18 protein-coding genes and 1 tRNA gene are annotated in these 17577 nt (G+C 58.8%); 11 read left to right on the top strand and 8 right to left on the bottom strand.

Features of this window, described 5'->3' with window-relative positions:
* Together BN1189_RS16095 and BN1189_RS08675 are read left to right on the top strand one after the other, a co-directional pair.
* Positions 1-193, top strand: a 193-nt coding sequence (locus tag BN1189_RS16095) for a hypothetical protein (RefSeq protein WP_040227436.1), incomplete at its 5' end; no start/stop codon positions are given.
* A gap of 130 nt (positions 194-323) precedes the next feature.
* Positions 324-1175: a DegV family protein gene (locus BN1189_RS08675; RefSeq protein WP_040227434.1), complete on the top strand. Its 852-nt coding sequence runs from the start codon at positions 324-326 to the stop codon at positions 1173-1175.
* 59 nt (positions 1176-1234) lie between these two features.
* Here the strand turns inward: BN1189_RS08675 and BN1189_RS08670 are convergent, their stop codons facing one another.
* Both BN1189_RS08670 and BN1189_RS08665 read right to left on the bottom strand, forming a co-directional pair.
* On the bottom strand, positions 1235-1729 hold the full coding sequence (locus BN1189_RS08670) for an amidase domain-containing protein (RefSeq protein ID WP_098049691.1): 495 nt from the start codon (positions 1727-1729) through the stop codon (positions 1235-1237).
* Positions 1730-1892: 163 nt separating this feature from the next.
* A tRNA-Ala gene (locus BN1189_RS08665) sits at positions 1893-1965 on the bottom strand.
* 42 nt (positions 1966-2007) lie between these two features.
* Here BN1189_RS08665 and BN1189_RS08660 point away from each other — a divergent pair.
* Positions 2008-3060: a DUF2804 domain-containing protein gene (locus BN1189_RS08660; protein ID WP_257125404.1), complete on the top strand. Its 1053-nt coding sequence runs from the start codon at positions 2008-2010 to the stop codon at positions 3058-3060.
* Between the two features lie 60 nt (positions 3061-3120).
* Positions 3121-3441 carry a hypothetical protein gene (locus BN1189_RS08655; RefSeq protein WP_040227430.1) on the top strand — a complete coding sequence of 107 codons (321 nt, stop codon included), beginning with the start codon at positions 3121-3123 and terminating at the stop codon, positions 3439-3441.
* A 57-nt stretch (positions 3442-3498) separates the two neighbouring features.
* On the opposite strand, the gene BN1189_RS08650 is transcribed toward BN1189_RS08655, so the two are convergent.
* Entirely contained in the window at positions 3499-4230 is a 732-nt protein-coding gene (locus tag BN1189_RS08650; RefSeq protein WP_306610705.1) for a glycerophosphodiester phosphodiesterase, read from the bottom strand.
* Positions 4231-4369: 139 nt separating this feature from the next.
* Here BN1189_RS08650 and BN1189_RS08645 point away from each other — a divergent pair, with 139 nt between their 5' ends.
* Together BN1189_RS08645 and BN1189_RS08640 are read left to right on the top strand one after the other, a co-directional pair.
* Complete coding sequence (locus BN1189_RS08645) at positions 4370-4906, top strand: YusW family protein (protein ID WP_040227424.1); 537 nt, start codon at positions 4370-4372, stop codon at positions 4904-4906.
* 190 nt (positions 4907-5096) lie between these two features.
* On the top strand, positions 5097-6158 hold the full coding sequence (locus tag BN1189_RS08640; protein ID WP_040227422.1) for an acyltransferase family protein: 1062 nt from the start codon (positions 5097-5099) through the stop codon (positions 6156-6158).
* Between the two features lie 644 nt (positions 6159-6802).
* Here BN1189_RS08640 and BN1189_RS08630 read toward each other — a convergent pair.
* Complete coding sequence (locus tag BN1189_RS08630; RefSeq protein ID WP_040227419.1) at positions 6803-8647, bottom strand: ABC transporter ATP-binding protein; 1845 nt, start codon at positions 8645-8647, stop codon at positions 6803-6805.
* Positions 8640-10370: an ABC transporter ATP-binding protein gene (locus tag BN1189_RS08625; RefSeq protein WP_040227417.1), complete on the bottom strand. Its 1731-nt coding sequence runs from the start codon at positions 10368-10370 to the stop codon at positions 8640-8642. Before BN1189_RS08625 ends, BN1189_RS08630 begins: the two co-directional genes overlap by 8 nt.
* A 180-nt stretch (positions 10371-10550) precedes the next feature.
* On the opposite strand from BN1189_RS08625, the gene BN1189_RS08620 reads away from it, so the two are divergent.
* The 4 genes from BN1189_RS08620 to BN1189_RS08605 are packed head-to-tail and all read left to right on the top strand — an operon-like array spanning position 10551 to position 13219.
* Positions 10551-10925: a GntR family transcriptional regulator gene (locus BN1189_RS08620; RefSeq protein WP_040227415.1), complete on the top strand. Its 375-nt coding sequence runs from the start codon at positions 10551-10553 to the stop codon at positions 10923-10925.
* Positions 10922-11857 carry an ATP-binding cassette domain-containing protein gene (locus BN1189_RS08615; protein WP_052455769.1) on the top strand — a complete coding sequence of 312 codons (936 nt, stop codon included), beginning with the start codon at positions 10922-10924 and terminating at the stop codon, positions 11855-11857. The genes BN1189_RS08620 and BN1189_RS08615 overlap by 4 nt, the downstream gene beginning before the upstream one ends.
* Positions 11799-12551 (top strand): hypothetical protein, encoded by a 753-nt coding sequence (locus tag BN1189_RS08610; protein WP_040227413.1) that lies wholly within the window; start codon positions 11799-11801, stop codon positions 12549-12551. The genes BN1189_RS08615 and BN1189_RS08610 overlap by 59 nt, the downstream gene beginning before the upstream one ends.
* The gene (locus tag BN1189_RS08605) at positions 12548-13219 is read left to right on the top strand and encodes a hypothetical protein (RefSeq protein ID WP_040227412.1); all 672 of its coding nucleotides are present in this window, start codon (positions 12548-12550) and stop codon (positions 13217-13219) included. Before BN1189_RS08610 ends, BN1189_RS08605 begins: the two co-directional genes overlap by 4 nt.
* A gap of 59 nt (positions 13220-13278) precedes the next feature.
* On the opposite strand, the gene BN1189_RS08600 is transcribed toward BN1189_RS08605, so the two are convergent.
* Positions 13279-14205 carry a DMT family transporter gene (locus BN1189_RS08600; RefSeq protein ID WP_040227410.1) on the bottom strand — a complete coding sequence of 309 codons (927 nt, stop codon included), beginning with the start codon at positions 14203-14205 and terminating at the stop codon, positions 13279-13281.
* Between the two features lie 206 nt (positions 14206-14411).
* Here BN1189_RS08600 and BN1189_RS08595 point away from each other — a divergent pair, with 206 nt between their 5' ends.
* Complete coding sequence (locus BN1189_RS08595) at positions 14412-16106, top strand: sensor domain-containing protein (RefSeq protein ID WP_257125403.1); 1695 nt, start codon at positions 14412-14414, stop codon at positions 16104-16106.
* 57 nt (positions 16107-16163) lie between these two features.
* Here the strand turns inward: BN1189_RS08595 and BN1189_RS08590 are convergent, their stop codons facing one another.
* Both BN1189_RS08590 and BN1189_RS08585 read right to left on the bottom strand, forming a co-directional pair.
* The gene (locus BN1189_RS08590; protein WP_040227409.1) at positions 16164-16610 is read right to left on the bottom strand and encodes a threonine/serine exporter family protein; all 447 of its coding nucleotides are present in this window, start codon (positions 16608-16610) and stop codon (positions 16164-16166) included.
* Positions 16607-17371, bottom strand: coding sequence for a threonine/serine exporter family protein (locus BN1189_RS08585; protein ID WP_040227406.1), 765 nt, complete (start codon positions 17369-17371; stop codon positions 16607-16609). The genes BN1189_RS08590 and BN1189_RS08585 overlap by 4 nt, the downstream gene beginning before the upstream one ends.
* Positions 17372-17577 lie beyond the last annotated feature (206 nt).

The following is a 17577-nucleotide window of genomic DNA, read 5'->3' as shown; positions in this document are numbered from 1 at the left end:
CGGATTTGCCGCCGGCGCGGCCGCTGCCTGGCTGCCCCTCCGGAACGCGGTCCTCGCCATGCCCGGCGGCTTCGCTGCATGGACGCTCGCCCTCCTGTTCGCAGGACGGCTCGAAGCGGGTTGGCCGCTGCTCCTGGCAGCCTCGATCGTGCTGATCCGGCACCGGCCCGATTTCAAGGACGCTTTCAATTGAATAACTTCTATTCGAGGTGCCCGTTGTTATTTCAGTATAGCAACGGGCATCCTTTTAATTTTCAGTCTTTTTAGCGCAGAAGGATGCTATAATAGTAATAGTAATAAGGGGAAGAAATGGAGGGATGGGGATGAAGAAAAAACCGCTTGCGTGGATTGTGGACAGCACCGCACATATCCCACCGGAGCTTGCCGGGCATCCGGATCTGTACGTCGTTCCGCTGAACGTCCATTTCGGGGACAAGTCGTTCGTTGACGGAGTGGACCTCCAGCCGGGAGAATTGTATGAGATGATCCGGACATCCGAAGATTTCCCGAAAACGTCGCAGCCGTCAGCCGGAAAATTCGCAGACCTGTATGACCGGCTTGCAGAAGAGTATGAGCAGGGCATCACCGTGGCGCTCGCCTCCGAGTTGAGCGGCACATACTCATCCGCCGTCACGGGCGTCGCCCTCAGCAGCTTCGACGTCCGGGTGATCGATTCCCGGTCGGTGTCCCACGGCATCACGGGACTCGTCCTTCTCGGGATGAAACTCGGGGAGCAAGGAAAATCAAGGGACGAAATCGCCGACGCCCTCGAGCAGCACGCCGGCGAGGCCCGATCATTCATCTACATCGGACAGCTGAACCAGCTGTACAAAGGCGGACGGATGGGCAGTGTCCAGTTTTACCTCGGCAGCATGCTGCAGATCAAGCCGATCATCGAAATCACTCCCGACGGCCGGCTGGAAGTGATGGACAAAGTCCGTTCCGAGAAAAAGGCATTCCGCTACCTGGCCGACCGGGTCGGATTGGCCTACGGGGACGGCCGCCGGAAAATCCGCCTCATGCACGCAAACAGCCCCGAAGAGGCAATGAGGCTGAAGGATCAGATGGTGTCCGCCATGCCGGAGCTGGAAATCGAAGTCGGCGACATCGGTTCGGTCCTCGCCGCCCACGCCGGCGAAGGAACGATGGCCGTCATCTGGTACGACTTCGATTGACGATGGCCGTCACGGCAAAACCGCTCCCGCCGTCTTTTCCGGCAGAAGCGGTTTTTGTTTTAGCTGAACTGATCATTGATCTTCCAGAAGATATACTTTGCCTCCGGACGCCATGCGTAGGAGTCTTTGTAGGCCCAGTGCCTCCCTTTCACATTGTACGTGTGGGCATTGACATACGGGACGCCGTCGCGCACCGACGTGACGATCGTCGTATGGTTGAATACCCCGTCACCCTCGAAATCATACGAAATGACATCGCCGGGCGCCAGCTCCCCGGCCGATCCGGCCTGCTTCGCCGTCAGTCCCCTATTCGAACCGGCCAAGTACCACCGCAGCGAATGGGACACACTCCAGCTGAAACTCCAGTTGCCGTCTTGGATCCACCAGCCCTGCTCCCGGTTCGGAAATCCCCGCATCGGAGCGCCTCCCGCCAGCAGGCACTGGGAGATATAATTCGTGCAGTCGACGCCAAACTTCGGAAACTCCGGATTGTAGTCGTTCCACCACCGGTTTGCATACGCAACCGCCGCTTCCCGGTCATAGGTGGCCAGCACCGCACCTCCTCAGCACATCGTATGCCGGCGATGGGCGGTCTATTCGGGGCGCAAGACGGGTGGAAATAAAACCCGGACGGTGCGTGGCCGGATGCGGACCGTTCGCCCCGCACAAAAAAGCCGCCGGATTTCCCATAATAGGAATCCGGCGACTTTCACTTTATGGAGCATAGGGGGCTCGAACCCCTGACCTCTGCGCTGCCAGCGCAACGCTCTCCCAATTGAGCTAATGCCCCGTTTGTTTGGTACAATGTAGAGTATAGCAGATAACAGATTCGATGACAACAGTGAAAATTGAGGTGGTCGCCATGCAACACGCAGAGCGTGAAATCACGGAACCTGTCCGGCTTTCCAACCCGGACGGGACAGTCAATCCCGATGCGATCGGCTTCGCCCGGAGCCCGATCATCACCGGCAACCTTGCGAAAAACTACATGAGGAAAAAGCGGTGGAACTATTGGTGCGTGTTCGGGGACGAAGTCCTGTTTTCGGCGACGGTGGCCCATCTTGATTACGCAGTGGTCTGTTTTGTCTACCTCCTCCACTACGATACCCAGCGGTTTTTCGAGAAGACCATCACGGTCCCGATCGGCCGCCATATCCGGATGCCCGATGAAGTGCTCGGCAATGTTTCGTTCACGAACCCGGACATGAACATCCAGATGATCCACCTGCAGGGCAGCACGCGTCTCCTCGTCACGGTGCCCGACTTCGACGGCGAGCTGCTGCATGGAGATCTGCTGATCACGCATCTGCCCGGTGATGAATCGCTGAATGTCGTCGTTCCATGGAACCGGAAGCAGTTCCAGTTCACCGCCAAGCACCACCTTCTTCCGACCGAAGGATTCATCACGCTCGGCGACCGCCGATACGAGATGACCCGCGACGAAAGCTTCGCCGTCCTCGATTTCGGCAGGGGCATCTGGCCTCGGAAAATCACATGGAACTGGGCGATGGCCTCCCAGCGGTACGGCCGGCGCCGGATCGGACTGAACTTCGGGGGGCGCTGGACGGACGGGACCGGCATGACCGAGAACGCCGTCTTCCTCGACGGAAAGATGATCAAAATCAGCGAAGACGTCCTGTTCGACTACGACCCGGACGACTACATGAAGCCTTGGCGAATCCACAGCAAGTTTTCCAACGCGGTCGATCTGACATTCACACCGTTCTTTGAGCGCACGGCCGGAACCGATGTCCGCCTCGTCCGCTCCGAGGTCCACCAGCTCATCGGCTACTACAGCGGCTGGCTCCGCCTGGCGGACCCGCACATCGACCTTCACATCGTCAAACTGCTCGGCTGCACGGAAGAACACCGGGCCGCCTGGTGATTTTGTACGCTGACCGTCTATTCCGGCACTGTATTAATCACTTTGTGTGGAGGGAAAAACTTGGACGATTTTGTATTCATCCTACTGTTGGTACTCCTGATGATTTATAGTTTCATCGTGAATAATAAAGAGACGTTGAGAGCGTTCAAAGAGCTGGGTAAACTTCAGCTTCTGGGCGTTGCGCTAACTTTTGTTTCTACCGTAGTCGTGGCAAGTGCTCTTATATTTTACGGCGGCAATTGGATTGCGGGACAGTTTTCGAATATCTTTTTGCAATCGTTCAGTTTCCTTGTCGTTGTGTTCCTCGTATTTTATTCGATCGGAACTGTGTCGGACAAAGTGATGAGCAAGATCACGAATGGCGCCCTTCCGAAAAACTGAAAGGCTATTCCATGACGACAGACAAAAGCCAGGGCTGCCATCAAGGCAACCCCGGCTTTATTTGTGTCCGCCGAACAGCTCCAACATCTTTTCAGGGTAATCCGTGAAGATGGCGCGGGCACCGGATGCGGCGACCCACTCGGCGTGCTCCCGGCTGTTGACGGTGAACACCCGGAGAATCGATCCGGAATCGACGGCCCTCTGTCCGGGTCCCCGGACCGCAAACGGAATCGCCGAATGAAGGGCGTCGGCACCGATGGAGGCGGCGTAGGCCGGTGCATCCGACAGAATTTCCATGAACAGCACGCCCGTCTCGAGATCCGGCGCCTCCTGCTTGGCCGCACGGATCGTCTCGTGGTCAAATGAAGACAGGATGACACGCCGCCCAAGTCCGAATTCCTTCACAAGGCCGATCACCTTTTCCCGCATGCCCGGGTACGGAAAGATATCTGACTTCAATTCGATGTTCAGCCGGTGTCCGGTCCCGTCGAAAAGCTCCAGCACTTCCCGCAGCGACGGGATCCTCTCTCCCCGGAATTCTTCCGAGAACCAGCTTCCGGCATCGAGCTCCTTCAATTCATCGAATGTCAGGTCTTTCACAAAGCCGGCACCGTCTGTCGTCCGGTCGACCGCCTCGTCGTGGATGACGACCGGCACGCCGTCCTTTGACAGGTGCACATCCAGCTCCACGCCCGCGATCGGCAGCGAGACAGCCTTCTTGAATGCCGCCATCGTGTTTTCCGGATGCGTCCCCGATGCTCCCCTATGCGCGAAAATCTCCATTTCCATCCGCCCTTCCCGCCGGGCCGAATGCCCGCAGTTTGGATTGATTATCGCATAATTGCCGGTCCGCCGCCATGAACCGCTGTTTAGAAAACCGTAAAACAGGCAAGATAAAGACAAAGGGATCAGGAAAGGACGTGCTACCATGAAACTGAGACTTCTCGGTCTCACCCTGCTGTCAGGGACTCTCGTTCTCGGAGCCTGCGGCAACAGTGACAACAACGCGAACGACGAGAACTCCGCCACCACCGAAAACACGGGCAACACAACCGAAGAAGCCCCTGAGAACGACGAAGCGGGCGATAATCCTGCCGGCGGCAAAGGCGAAGACGGCATGCAGGAAACCCAGCAAGGCTACGGATTCACGAAATTCGATCTTGAAATCGATGTGGACGGACAGGATGCGGTCGATGCCGATTACAAGACGAAAGAAGACGGAACCTTCGAAGCCGATTATGAAAACTCGCTCCAGGGAGTTGATTACGACAACGACACCCACCAGAAAGAAGCGATGGACGAGCTCGACAAGCTCTTCAAGGACATCATCCTCGACCAGCAGATGAGCAAGGATGAAGTGAAGAAAAATATCCTGAATGCACTCGACATTCCGGATTACTCCAAGTTTGAACTCGAAGTGACCTTCGACGACGGCAGCAAGATGGAGATCAACGACCAGGAATAAAATTGACGCCCGGCCGGACAATTGTCCGCCCGGGTTTTTGTTGATTTGACGGCTTTTTCAGCACGGGGGCACGGGCATACGGGAAGCAGCACGGCCAGTTTCCGCCCGCTTGCCGGTTTACAAAACTCGGATTCCGGTAATCTATAGAGGAAAACTTATTTACACACCCGACACCCGGAGGTCCTTCATCATGGCAAACAAACGACTGACGTGGGTGGACGTGACGAAGGGATTCCTCATGATCCTCGTCGTCATCGGACACTATCCGGGAGAGCTCGACTTTCCGCTCTCCAAATATATTTACTGGTTCCATATGCCCGCCTTCTTCCTGATGAGTGGTCTATTTTTCAAGGAAGCGAAAAACCGCGCGGAAGTCGGCGACTCCATCCGCAAGCGGTTCATGCAGCTGATCGTTCCCTATCTGTTTTTCCTCGTCGTCATCACGGGGATGCGCTACGGAATCGAACTCGGTTCGGGGAACACGGATATCCAGTGGTATTTGAATGATTTATGGAAGCTCGTCGTCGGCGGCCGGTTCGTGCGGGGCGCCTACGGGGTGTTCTGGTTCATCACGACGCTGTTTGCCGTGTTTGTCATCTTCACGGAGATCACCCGCCATTTCGGCCGGAAAGCGCAGCTCGCGATCATCGCCGGCTTCTACCTCCTCGCCCATGCGGAAAGCCTGATCGCCAAGTATGTCTTGAGCGGCGGGACGGTCGAAGCGGCCCAGCAGATCCCGCTTCCGTGGAACCTCGACGTGGCCCTCATGGCGACGGTTTACTTTGCGCTCGGCTACTATTTAAAAACATTTTGGATGGACATCTCCGGCAAGTGGTTCACCGCAGGCCTCGTGACGGCGGCCGCCTGCTTCGCCATGGATGCGGCCGGCATCTTCGACTACCGGCTGAGCATGAAGTTTCTCCGGTATGACCATTTCCTGCTCGATCTGATCATTCCGCTGTCCTGCACGATCGTGGTCATCGGGCTGTTCCAGCGGCTCACCGCCCGGATGCCGCTCACCTGGCTGCAGAAAATCGAAACGCACTCGATCTCCGTCATGTACCTCCATATTTTCGCCGACATCGTCCTGAACGACTTCTTCACGTACGGACTGATCGGATTCACGGCGATCGGGCTCATCCTGCCGATCCTCGTCTCGATCGTCCTCCAGAAGTTCGTCCCGTACGGAAAACTGCTCCTCGGCGGCTTCAGGCCGAAGAAAAAACGAAAACCCATCATGGCCGGGGATTGATCCGCAGGAAGAAACGCATGCTTTCATGGCATGCGTTTTTTGTCGGGTGCTGCAGGAGCGGAAGTTGGTGTTCGTCCCGCAAAAGACGAGGCCGTGTACAGTTTTCCGAGTGAACTCAGATTTCCCGCAGCACATTTATATAAGTTTCGGCCCGCAATCGTGAAACGTTGTTTATCTTGGTTGAAACGTTGTGTATCTTTGCTGAAACGTTACGTCTTGGCCTAGGCAAGTAGCGCTTCAGGTTAGATAATTAAACATTCAAACGACACCACAACATAATCGAAGCTGACACCCGCCCGCTTGGAACTACACTCATCCTGTCAAAGTTGACACCCGCCTCCACGAAGTTGACACTCACACCCCCAAAGTTGATACTCTCACCTTCAAAGTTGACACTCACACCCCCGAAGTTGATACTCTCCCCTTCCAAGTTGACACCCACACCCCCGAAGTTGATACTCTCCCCGTCCAAGTTGACACCCGCACCCCCGAAGTTGATACTCTCCCCTTCCAAGTTGACACCCGCCCGACCAAAGCTGATACTCCCCAAAATAGAACCGGCCCCTCCTGTACCTGAAACTCCGACACGCCCCCAACTCACAAAAAAACCCGGAGCTTCTTCCCCGCTCCGGGTTCAATCATTTTCATTCTTCTTCCGCACCGATTTCCGAGCCTTTCAGCATGTGGTAGTAGAGGCCACGGCTTTCGATGAGGTCTTCCTGGGTGCCCGATTCGGCAAGGCGGCCGTCCTGCATGACGAAAATGAGGTCGGCTTTGCGGACGGTGTTGAGCCGGTGGGCGATGATGAAGCTCGTGCGGCCTTCCATGAGCCGCTCCAGCGCTTCCTGGATCTTCATTTCCGTGACGGTGTCGATCGACGAAGTGGCTTCGTCGAGCAGGAGCAGCACGGGGTCCGCGACGAGCGCGCGGGCGATCGACAGGAGCTGTTTCTGGCCCTGGCTGATCTCGCCGCCGTCCGCGGACAGGACGGTCTCGTAGCCGGCGTCCAGCTTCGAGATGAAGTCGTCGGCGTTCGCTTCCTTCGCCGCGCGGATCACTTCCTCGTCGGTCGCGTCGAGCCGGCCGTACCGGATGTTCTCCATGACGCTCGCTTCGAACAGGAACGGATCCTGGAGAACGAACGCCGTCTGGCTCCGGAGCGTCTTCCTCGGGAGGTCGGTGATCGGGATGCCGTCGATCAGGATCTGCCCCTCGTCGGGATCATAGAACCTGGCAAGCAGCTGCATGACGGTCGTCTTCCCTGCTCCGGTTGCACCGACGAACGCCGCCGCTTCACCCGGCCGCACATGGAAACTGATTTCCTTCGCCTGGTAGCCGCTTTTCTCCGGATCGTAGCCGAACGAGACGTCTCGGAATTCCACGTCACCCTTCAGGACCGTATCCGCATGGCCGGCCGCATCGTCCCTCTCTTCCGGCTCGTCCATGATGTCGAACACCCGCTCCGCCCCCGCGATTGCGGAAAGCACCGTGTTGAACTGGTTCGCGAGGTCATTCAGCGGACGGGTGAACTGCCGGGCGTATTCGGTGAAGATGACGATTGTGCCGATCGTGACGATGCCGTCTCCACGGAGCGCCAGGATGCCGCCGATGCCGGCGACGACCGCGAACGCCCCGTTGTTCAGCAAGTTCATCACCTTCGGAATAAACCCTGCGTATGTGAGCGCCCAGAAGCCGGTCCGGCGGAGGCGTTCGCTTTTTTCGGCAAACTCCTCCATCACCCGGTCTTCCTGGGAAAACGCCTTGACGATGCGCTGTCCGGAGATCGATTCCTCGATCATCCCGTTCAGCTCCCCGACCGCCTTCTGCTGGGCTTTGTACAGCCGGCCGGTCCGGCGGGTGATCCACCGGACGGCGATGAACATGACCGGGATGATCGTCATCGTGAGGAGTGTGAGCAGCGGGCTGAGAGTCAGCATGACGATGAGCGTCCCGACGAGCGTCAGCACGCTCGAGAACACCTGGATGAACGAGTTGTTCAGCGTCTGGCTGACGTTCTCGATGTCATTCGTCATGCGGCTCATCAGTTCACCGTGCTGCCGGCGGTCGAAGAACTTCACCGGGAGCCGCTGAAGATGGCCGAACAGGCCGGCGCGCATCTTATAGACCGCCTGCTGAGAAATGCCGATCATCCAGAAGCTCTGCATGTACATCGACAGCGACAGGCCGAAATACACGGCAAGCAAAGCAACAACCATCTTGCCGAAGCCGGCGAATTGGCCGGCCACAATATAGTTATCGACGATATGGCCCACTAAATATGGGCCGAGGATCGACAGTCCGGAGCTCACGACGACGAGTGCGAGCACGGTCATGAGAAGTGCCCGCTGCTCATCGACGAGCTTCCAGATCCGGATGAGCACGCGCTTCCAGTTGTCCGGCCGCTCGCCTTTTTTCTGTGCCGGTTTTTTGAGATCTTCCTTCGAGAGGATCGGTTCATAGCCGAACGGCCGTCTCAGGAATTCAGGCATCGGCGTCCACCTCCCCGTCATGCTGTAACTGCGAATCGACGATCTGCCGGTACAGCTCCGACTGCGCCATCAGTTCCCCGTGCGTGCCGTAGCCCGCCACGCGGCCCTCATCGAGCAGAAGGATCCGGTCCGCGCCGGCCGCCGTGCTCACTTTCTGGGTGACGACGAGCATCGTCGCCCGCTCCCCTTCGAGCGCTTCCCAGAGTGCGGCTTCGGTCTTCACGTCGAGTGCGGACGTGCTGTCGTCCAAGATCAGGATCGACGGATGCCGCACGAGCGCCCGCGCGATCGACAGCCGCTGCTTCTGGCCGCCCGACAGGTTGACGCCTTTCTGGCCGACCCGTGTGCCGTACTGGTCCGGGAACTGTTCGACCGAGTCGTGGATCTGCGCCTTCTGTGCAGCCGCCTCCAGTTCGTCGAGCCCCGCCTCCGGGTCCCCCCAGCCGAGGTTCTCATGGATTGAACCAGTGAAGAGCATCGACTGCTGAGGCACGTAGCCGATTGCATCCCGTAAATCTTTCAGCGGCCATTCGGCGATATCCCGGCCGTCGATCAGAATCTTTCCTGTCACGGGATCGAAAAATCTCGGGATCAGATTCAGAAGCGTCGACTTTCCGGCACCGGTCGCCCCCATGATGGCGAGCTTCTCCCCCGGGCGGACATGGAAATTCACGTCGTGGAGCACGCCTTTGTCCGACCCTTCGTACTTAAATGAAACATGCTCGAAGCGCAGGTCGCCCGCAGGCATTTCCCCGCTTCCGCTTTCCGCAGTCTCGGAGCCGCCGTCCGCAAGCAGCACTTCTTCCATCCGCTCGGCGGACGCCCTGGCGCGGGAGTAAGCCACGATGATGAAGGAGAACATCGAGAACGAACCGGTCATCCGCAGCGCATAGTTCACGATTGCGACGACTTCACCGACCTGGGCGTCCCCGGCCCGCACTTCCGACGCTCCGAACCAGAGGACTGCGAGCAGGCTGACGTTCATGACGAACAGCAGGATCGGCAGGATTAGTTCCATGAGCCGGACGGCCGACACCGTGTCCGACCGCAGGGAATCGGCCACTTTTGAGAACCGCTTCGTCTCATAGCCGCCCCGCAAGTACGCTTTGACGAGCCGGACGCCCTGCAGGTTTTCCTGCACGACCCGGTTCACCCGGTCGAGCCTCCGCTGCACGCGGCCGAACAGCGCGACGCCCTTCCTTACCATGAACACGAGGAACACAACGAGGAACGGAACCCCGATCATGAGGAACAGCGCGAGTTTCGGATTGACGATGAACGCCATGATGAGGCTTCCGGCTGCGGCGAGCGGCGCCCGGAGCATGATCCGGAGGCTCATATAAAGAACGTTCATCACCTGTGTGATGTCGCTCGTCATCCGGGTCAGGAGCCCCGACTGGGGAAAGCGCAGGAACGTCGACATCGTGAACGACTGGATCTTCCGGAACAGCGCAGTCCTCAGATCATAGCCGAAGCTGTGCGCCACATGCGCCGAGAAGTAGGAGTTGACGACTCCCGAGAGGAATGCGGCCACCGCGAGCCCGGCCATGACACCTCCCCACATCCAGACCGTCCCCGAGTCCCCCGCCAGGATTCCTTCGTCGATGATCTGCTTGACCACGAGCGGTTGCACGAGCTCGACTCCGAGTTCGATCAGCATGAGGACGAGCGCGATGCCGATCGCCCACTTATATTTCAATGCATAGGAAAAGATAGTCTTCAAGCTGTCACCCCAAATTCTTTCGTCCACCGAATCATTTATCGATTCCCATTATGCCATATTCCAAGAGTGCCGGGTAGTTCCAAGGATGAATTTTCCCGCAATTCTACAATTGACATGCGGACCTTCGGCCTGTATAGTACATTACAACAGTAATGCACTCACTCATCGGGAGGTGATCCGGTGGCCATCAACCCGGACAGCAATGCCCCGATCTACCGGCAGATCGCGGACTGGATCGAAGAAGGCATCATCGCCGGATCATTTCCCGAACACGGGAAGGTCTATTCGCAGTACCAGCTCGCCGAACTATATGGGATCAATCCGGCGACGGCAGCCAAAGGGCTCAATATCCTTGCGGAAGAAGAGATCCTGTACAAAAAGAGAGGCCTCGGCATGTTCGTCGCGGAAGGCGCGAAAGAAGCGATCCTGGAGAAACGGCGAAGCGGCACGCTGCTCGAAAAGATCAGGGAAACGGTTGCCGAGGCACGGCTGCTCGACATCCCGGGTGAAGAGCTCATCCGGATGATCAAACGTGAAATGGAGGGAACGGAATGACCCGGCTGGATTTTGACCACACGGAAAAACAGTTTCTCGGCAAGCGCGCACTGCAAGACCTCACCCTTTCACTCGAAGGGGAAAAGATCATCGGACTGCTCGGGCGAAACGGCGCCGGCAAGACGACGGCGATGAAACTGGCCGCCGGCTTCCTGAAGCCGACCGGCGGAGAAGTCCGGGCATTCGGCGAGCCGGTGTTCAATTCGCTACTTGCCTCGGCCAATACGATCTACATGGCTGAAGACATCCGGTTCCCCGACACGCTTTCGCTTGCGGGGATCCTCGATGAGCTTGCCCGCGCCTATCCGAATTTCGACCGGAAGCTGGCGGGGAGGCTGGCGGACTATTTCTCCCTCCCTTCCGGCGCCAAGCACGCGGCTCTGTCAAAAGGCATGAAAAATACATTCAACCTGATCGCCGGACTTGCCGCGCGCTGCCCGCTCACCCTTCTTGACGAGCCGCTGAACGGCATGGACGCCGTCGTGCGCAAAGACCTGACGAGCGTGCTGCTCAAGGAATTCATCGAAGCCCCGAGGATGATCGTCCTATCCGGCCATCAGTTGCAGGGACTCGAGGAACTGTTCGAGGAAGTGGCGATCCTTCAAGACGGCCGGCTGCGCCATCACGGGGAGGCGGAATCGTTCAGGGAGCGGTTCAAGCGGCTGACCGGCAGATCCGAAACCGTCCGGGCTGCGACCGCCGGACTGCACGTCCGCTCCAGACGGGAAACGCTCCCCGGCATGGAAGAAGCGATCGTCGAACTGGAACCCGGCACGATCTTTGCGCCGGCCGGAGAGGACCTCGCCGTCTCTTCCCTGTTCCTGAACGACGCCTACATCGCCTTCACCGGCGGAACGGAAGGAGGAATCGACCGTGTCTACGCTGACCAGACCGAATCGGAAGACCGTCATCTTCCGGCAGATCGCCCGTAACCTCGCTTCCCGGCCGGGGATCGTCGGATCACTGCTGGCCGTGCAGCTTGCCGGAATCGTGATCGCCCTGACCTCGTCCGGCGTGTCCGATTATAATTCTTACAGCGGCATGAATATCAACACCCAGTTTTTCAATACGGATGTCATCTTCGTGCTGACGCTCGCCTGGGCATTCCTCGCCCCGCTTTATTTGACCGGGCGCGATTCCTTTGAAGCCGATATGATCTTTGCCACCGACCGGATGTCCCGCCATGCCGGGAATATCGCATATATGGCCCTGCTCGTCCTGGCCGGTTCTCTGACGGCGGTCCTCGCCTCCACGGCCTGCCTGCTGTTTCCGGTTCTCGGCGGCACGCCGGTCATCCCTCTCCGGCTCGGCGACTGGGGACTTGCGGGGTATGCGCTTGTTTTGTTAACCGTCCTGCTTTCGTATTCCCTGCTGGCGGCGGGTGCCGGGTATCTGCTCGGAACGCTGCTCGGCCTGTCGAGGCTGCTCGTGATCGTCTTCTTCCTCCTGGCGCTGATCGTCCTCGGCATCATGGACAATGCCGGCCTGTTGCTGCTCGGGGACGTCGGCCGCTTCCTGTTCGGCAATGACCAGCCGGGCATCCTGCTGATCAAAGCAGTCGCGGTATCGGCTGTGCTGTTCGCAGCCGCCGCCCTCATTTCAAACAGACAGGAGGCGGGCGCATGATCATGTTTCCGCTGCTTATCGCCTTGATCATCCTGCTGCTGGCCGGAGTGCGGTACCGGAGAAAAATCCCGGTGCCGGGAGGACGGCTGGTCAACCGGCTGTTCCTCGTTTATATGGCTGTTGCCCTGGTCGGCGCCGCCATTGCTCTTGTCGTTCTGCCGGGTGAAAAGGCCTATCCGTATGTCGGGGACACGGAAGAGCCGCTCGGGGCTTATGAAACGGTGATCGATCAAGGTAATCCGGACGCCGTTCCTCCGGAACAAATTGCTTCCGAACACACATTTTCATTCAGCGGGGACACGCTGATCCTTCAAACCCCGTTCGGAAGAGGGTACGACGGCTACGCCAGTGTCGCGGTGCAAAGAGGCGAGCCCGGGGAGATTTCCGTGGTCACATATCAGTCCCGGCTGCTCCTCGATGGCTATGATTTTTCATCCGAGACGGGCCCCAAACCGCCTGTGTTCGACTCTGAAACGGGCCGGCTCACTCTTGTGGATTATGAGACCTTCGATGTTTCGCGGATAACCCTCTCCTTCTTGGCCGTCCCATTTGTCCCCGAACATTCGAACGGATGGTCAACCGCCTCGGGATCGCCGGTCTACCTCCTCACCGTCCCTGAAGGTGTCGACGTGAAAGCCGAAGGGCCGATGGAAATTCATCATCTATAAAGCCAACCAAAAAGGAAGCCGCCCGGACGACAAGTTCCGGACGGCTTCCTTTGTTTGATTCATGAAACTTTCGGCGGTTCGGCCTCCACTTCGGCCGCCTTGCTTCCCGCGACGGACAGCCAGACGACGCCGATGAGCATGACGATCGCTCCGCCGAGCTGCCACTTCCCGAGCAGCTGGCCGAACCAGAACGCCGACACGATCATCGCCGTGAGCGGCTCGAAGCTCGACAGGACGCTCGTCTCCACCGGGGAGATGAATTTCGTGCTGCCGAGGAGCAGGATGAACCCCGCCGTCGCGAACACGATGATGAGCAGCATCATGAGCAGCACCGTCGGATCCAGCAGCTTCGGGAAAGTCCGGAACACGGCGGCCGGCGAGGCGATAAACAGAGCCGACCCGCCGATGACCATCGCCCAGGCCACCGTCTGGATGACGCCGTATTCGTGCATGAGCCGGGCGGGATAAAGCGTATAGAATGCGAACGTGAACCCGAGGACGACACCCCACGAGAGCGCCGCCCGGTTCACTTCGAGTGATGAGAATGAACCGTTCGTCAGAAGCAGCACGAGCCCGCCGAGCGTCACGAGGATGCCGAGCATCTGATAGACCGGCGGCCATCTGCGCTGACTGTATGAGACGAACGAGATGACGAAAATCGGCGCAAGGAACTGGAGGAGCGTGGCGATGACGGCGTTGCTTTCCTCGATGGTCTTCAGGAATGTGAACTGCACGCCGAGCATGCCGACGATCCCGAAGATGACGAGCTGACGCGCCCATGCCTTCTGCCGCCAGACGAGGGTGACCCGCTTCCCCTGCCGGTTCAGTACGATCAGAAGCACAGCCCCTGCGATGAGCAGCCGGAACACAATGAACGGCGCCACCTCGATCGGCTTTTCGGCGAGCAGCCATTCCATCATCGGTCCCGTCGCCCCCCAGAGCACGGCACCGGATACGATCATCCCGATTCCTTTCAGGCGATTCACCGGATCTCCCCCTTTCCTCTCGTGAAGTAATTATTCTTCATTCTACATAAAATCATGACGTACTGTTGTCAGAATTCGCCCGAAAAAGCGCGGATTTATCCGAATCTTGCCGGAAGGGGGCATTTTGGCCCTTCCGGCCGCCTCCCGATTTCCGTATACTGAGAGTCATATATCCATTTATCCAACTTGTACAGGAGGTCGAACGATTGGATAACAACAGACGCCAGGAGACCAGCATGGTTGCCGATCCGGACCAGAGTGCATTCGACAGCCTGATGGACGGCCTGGACAAGAAATTCATGACCTATCAGATTGATGCCGAGGGACTGATCCTCGGCACGAACTCGAACTTTCTCGTCAAGAGCGGATGGACGCCGAAGCGGGTGCTCGGCAAGCCCTTCAAGATCATGTTCCCCGACACGAAAGACGGCAAAGCCGATGTCATGAAAATCTGGCGGCGTCTCCGTGCGGGGAAACCTTGGCAGGGGGACGTCCAGCAAGTGACCAAGACCGGCGATCCGTATTGGGTTTCCCTGACGGCGATCCCCGTCCTTTCAAAGGGCCTCCTCCTCTATACCCTCATGATCGAATCCGACCGGACCGAAGAGCGGGAACTCCGGGAACGGCTTGAGTCGATCGCCTTCACCGACCCGGACACCGGACTCATGAATCGCCATAAACTGACCGAAGAGGCCGAACGGCTCATCGAGGGAGCCCGCCCTTTCACGTTCGTTTATCTGACGGTCGAGAATTTCCACTCCCTGTTCGAACCGGGCGACAAGGAGGCGGAAAAGCGCCTGCTGAATGAATTCGTCCACAGCATGAAGGTCTACTTCCGCAACAGCCGGTTCGCCCGGATCGGGATGAACGAATTCGCCGTCCTTACCCCGCTCGGCAGCTGGTTTGCGGAAGGGTTCCTCCAGTTTCTCGATGAGCATCCGATCCAGTCCGAGACGACCGGGATCCCGGTCCGCGTGAGCGGCGGCATCGCTAAATTCCCGGACGATCAGCAGTCGTTCAAACATCTGCTGAGCGCCTCCTCGATGGCCCGGCACCGCGCCATGAGAAGCGGCGGAGGGCTCATCACTTCGCTGCCGAAGTCCGAACAGCGGGCCGTCTCCCGGAAGCTCCGGATTGAACAGAAGCTGCCGAACGCGCTCCAGGACGGGGACATCCAGGCCGTCTTCCAGCCGCAAGTGGACACGAAGACCGGAAAAATCATCGCCGCGGAGGCGCTCGTCAGGTGGGAAGACCGGGATCTCGGCAAAGTGCCGCCCGCCGAACTCATCCCCATTGCCGAAGATGCCGGCCTGATCTCCGCACTCGGCGCACACGTCATGGAATCGGCCGCCCGCCAGGCAGTGCTGTGGAAACAGGAAGGCGTCGCCGTCCCGGTCAGCTGCAACACATCGGTCCGGGAGTTCCGGGCCGGGGACATGGTGACGAAAATCCGGGATATTCTGCAGCGCACTGCCTGCCCGCCGTCTCTCTTCGAAATCGAGATCACCGAGAAGTTTGCATTCGAGGCCGAGGCGGAAGAAGAGATCATGCACCAGCTGAAGCTCCTTCACGATGACGGAATTTCGTTCGCACTCGACGATTTCGGGACAGGCTACGCCTCGTTCCGGTACATGCAGACGATTCCCCTCCGGAAGATCAAGATCGGAGAGGAATTCATCGCCTCCTTCCCGACAAATGACAAAGTCGGACGCATCGTCGACGGACTTGTCCGGTTCGGCCATTCCCTCGGGCTGTATGTCGTAGCGGAAGGCGTCGAGGATGAAAACGTCCACCGGGCGCTCGCCGACAGCGGATGCGACGCCGTCCAGGGGTATCATACCGGCCGCCCGATGCCGGCTGAACAACTGACGGAACTCCTGCGGGAACAGAACGGAAAATAAAATCAAAACGCCGGCGCACGGCGGACTGCAGGAGTCCGTTCGTGCGTCGGCGTTCATTTATGCGGCAGCCGGCTTTTTCTTGAACACGAGCTGGATGATCACTTCGGCAAAAACGAGCCCCATCGCGATCGATCCGGAAATCATGAACGCCTCCATCGCATGGACAGTCGCTACTTCATAGTCGGTTTCCATGACGTTGCGCATCGCATTGTACGCCGTGCCGCCCGGAACGAGCGGGATGATGCCGGCGACGCTGAAGATGATCATCGGCGTCCGGTAGCGCTTCGCGAACAGGTGGGCGACGACCGCCACGGCAAATGCTCCGATGAACGACGCCTTGACCGCATCGCCCCCGAGCAGCAGATCCCTCGCCGCCAGGAATGACAGCCAGCCGACAAGCCCGACGAATCCGCAGTGAAGCAGCCGGTTGCGCGGCGAATTGAAGATGATCCCGAACATCGCGGACGCAATGAAACTCGAGATCCCGTTGACCAGCCAGATCATGACGCCACCCCCCGGAAGGACAGGACGAGCGCGATGCCCGCCCCGATGGCGAACGCGGTGAGGAAGGCTTCCATCCCTTTCGCCGTGCCGGCCATGAAGTGCCCCGCCATGAGATCCCGGACGGCGTTCGTGATGAGGAGCCCGGGCACGAGCGGCATGACCGCCGCGATTATGATCACATCGAGATCCTTGCCGAGCGCGGACCGGACCGCGATCAGGGACAGCAGCCCGACGAGCGCGGACGCCGTGAATTCGGAAAAGAACTTCACCCGCGTCCGTTCATGGAACTTCTCGGCGATGAAAAACCCGATTCCCCCCGCTGCGAAGGCCGCCGGGATATCGCTCCAGTGCCCGCCGAACATCACGAGGAAACTGCCGCTCGCAACGGCCGCCGCGAGAATCTGGAGCCAGAACGGGAACATGAAATCCCCCCGCTCGATTTTCCGCAGCGCCTCGTAGGCGGCGTCCAGGTCCATCTCCCCGGCAGACAGCCCGCGGGACACCGAGTTGACCCGGGCGATCTTCTCCAGGTCCGTCGCCCGTTTCCGGACGCTCGCCAGCTTCACCGGCCGGCTCCTCCCCGGGGAAAAGATGACCCCCGTCGAGGTCGTGAACGAGTCGGCGCCGTCGAGTCCCTGTGACGCGGCCATCCGGGCCATCGTATCGTCGACCCGGTACGTCTCCGCCCCCGCCTCCATCATGAGCCGCCCGGCGAGCAGGCAGCAGTCGATCGCCAGCTCTTCTGTTGAATCTGTCTTCATGAACCCATCGCCGTCCGTCCTGTCTGCATTTTTCTTATCATCGTATCGGAAAGCCGGCGAAAACTCAATCGGCCCGGAAAGGTTCAGGCGATTCCCTACAATTCACGGTTATCCGTGTCCGGTTTGATAGACTTACATCAGTCTTGCCAATGCGATCGCACCCGATCCCGCTCCGCTTACACTCACCCGCCATCCGATTACACTCG

This window comes from Bhargavaea cecembensis, assembly GCF_000826125.2.
Taxonomy (GTDB): Bacteria; Bacillota; Bacilli; order Bacillales_A; family Planococcaceae; genus Bhargavaea; species Bhargavaea cecembensis_B.
This window is presented reverse-complemented; position numbering and strand designations above follow the sequence as displayed.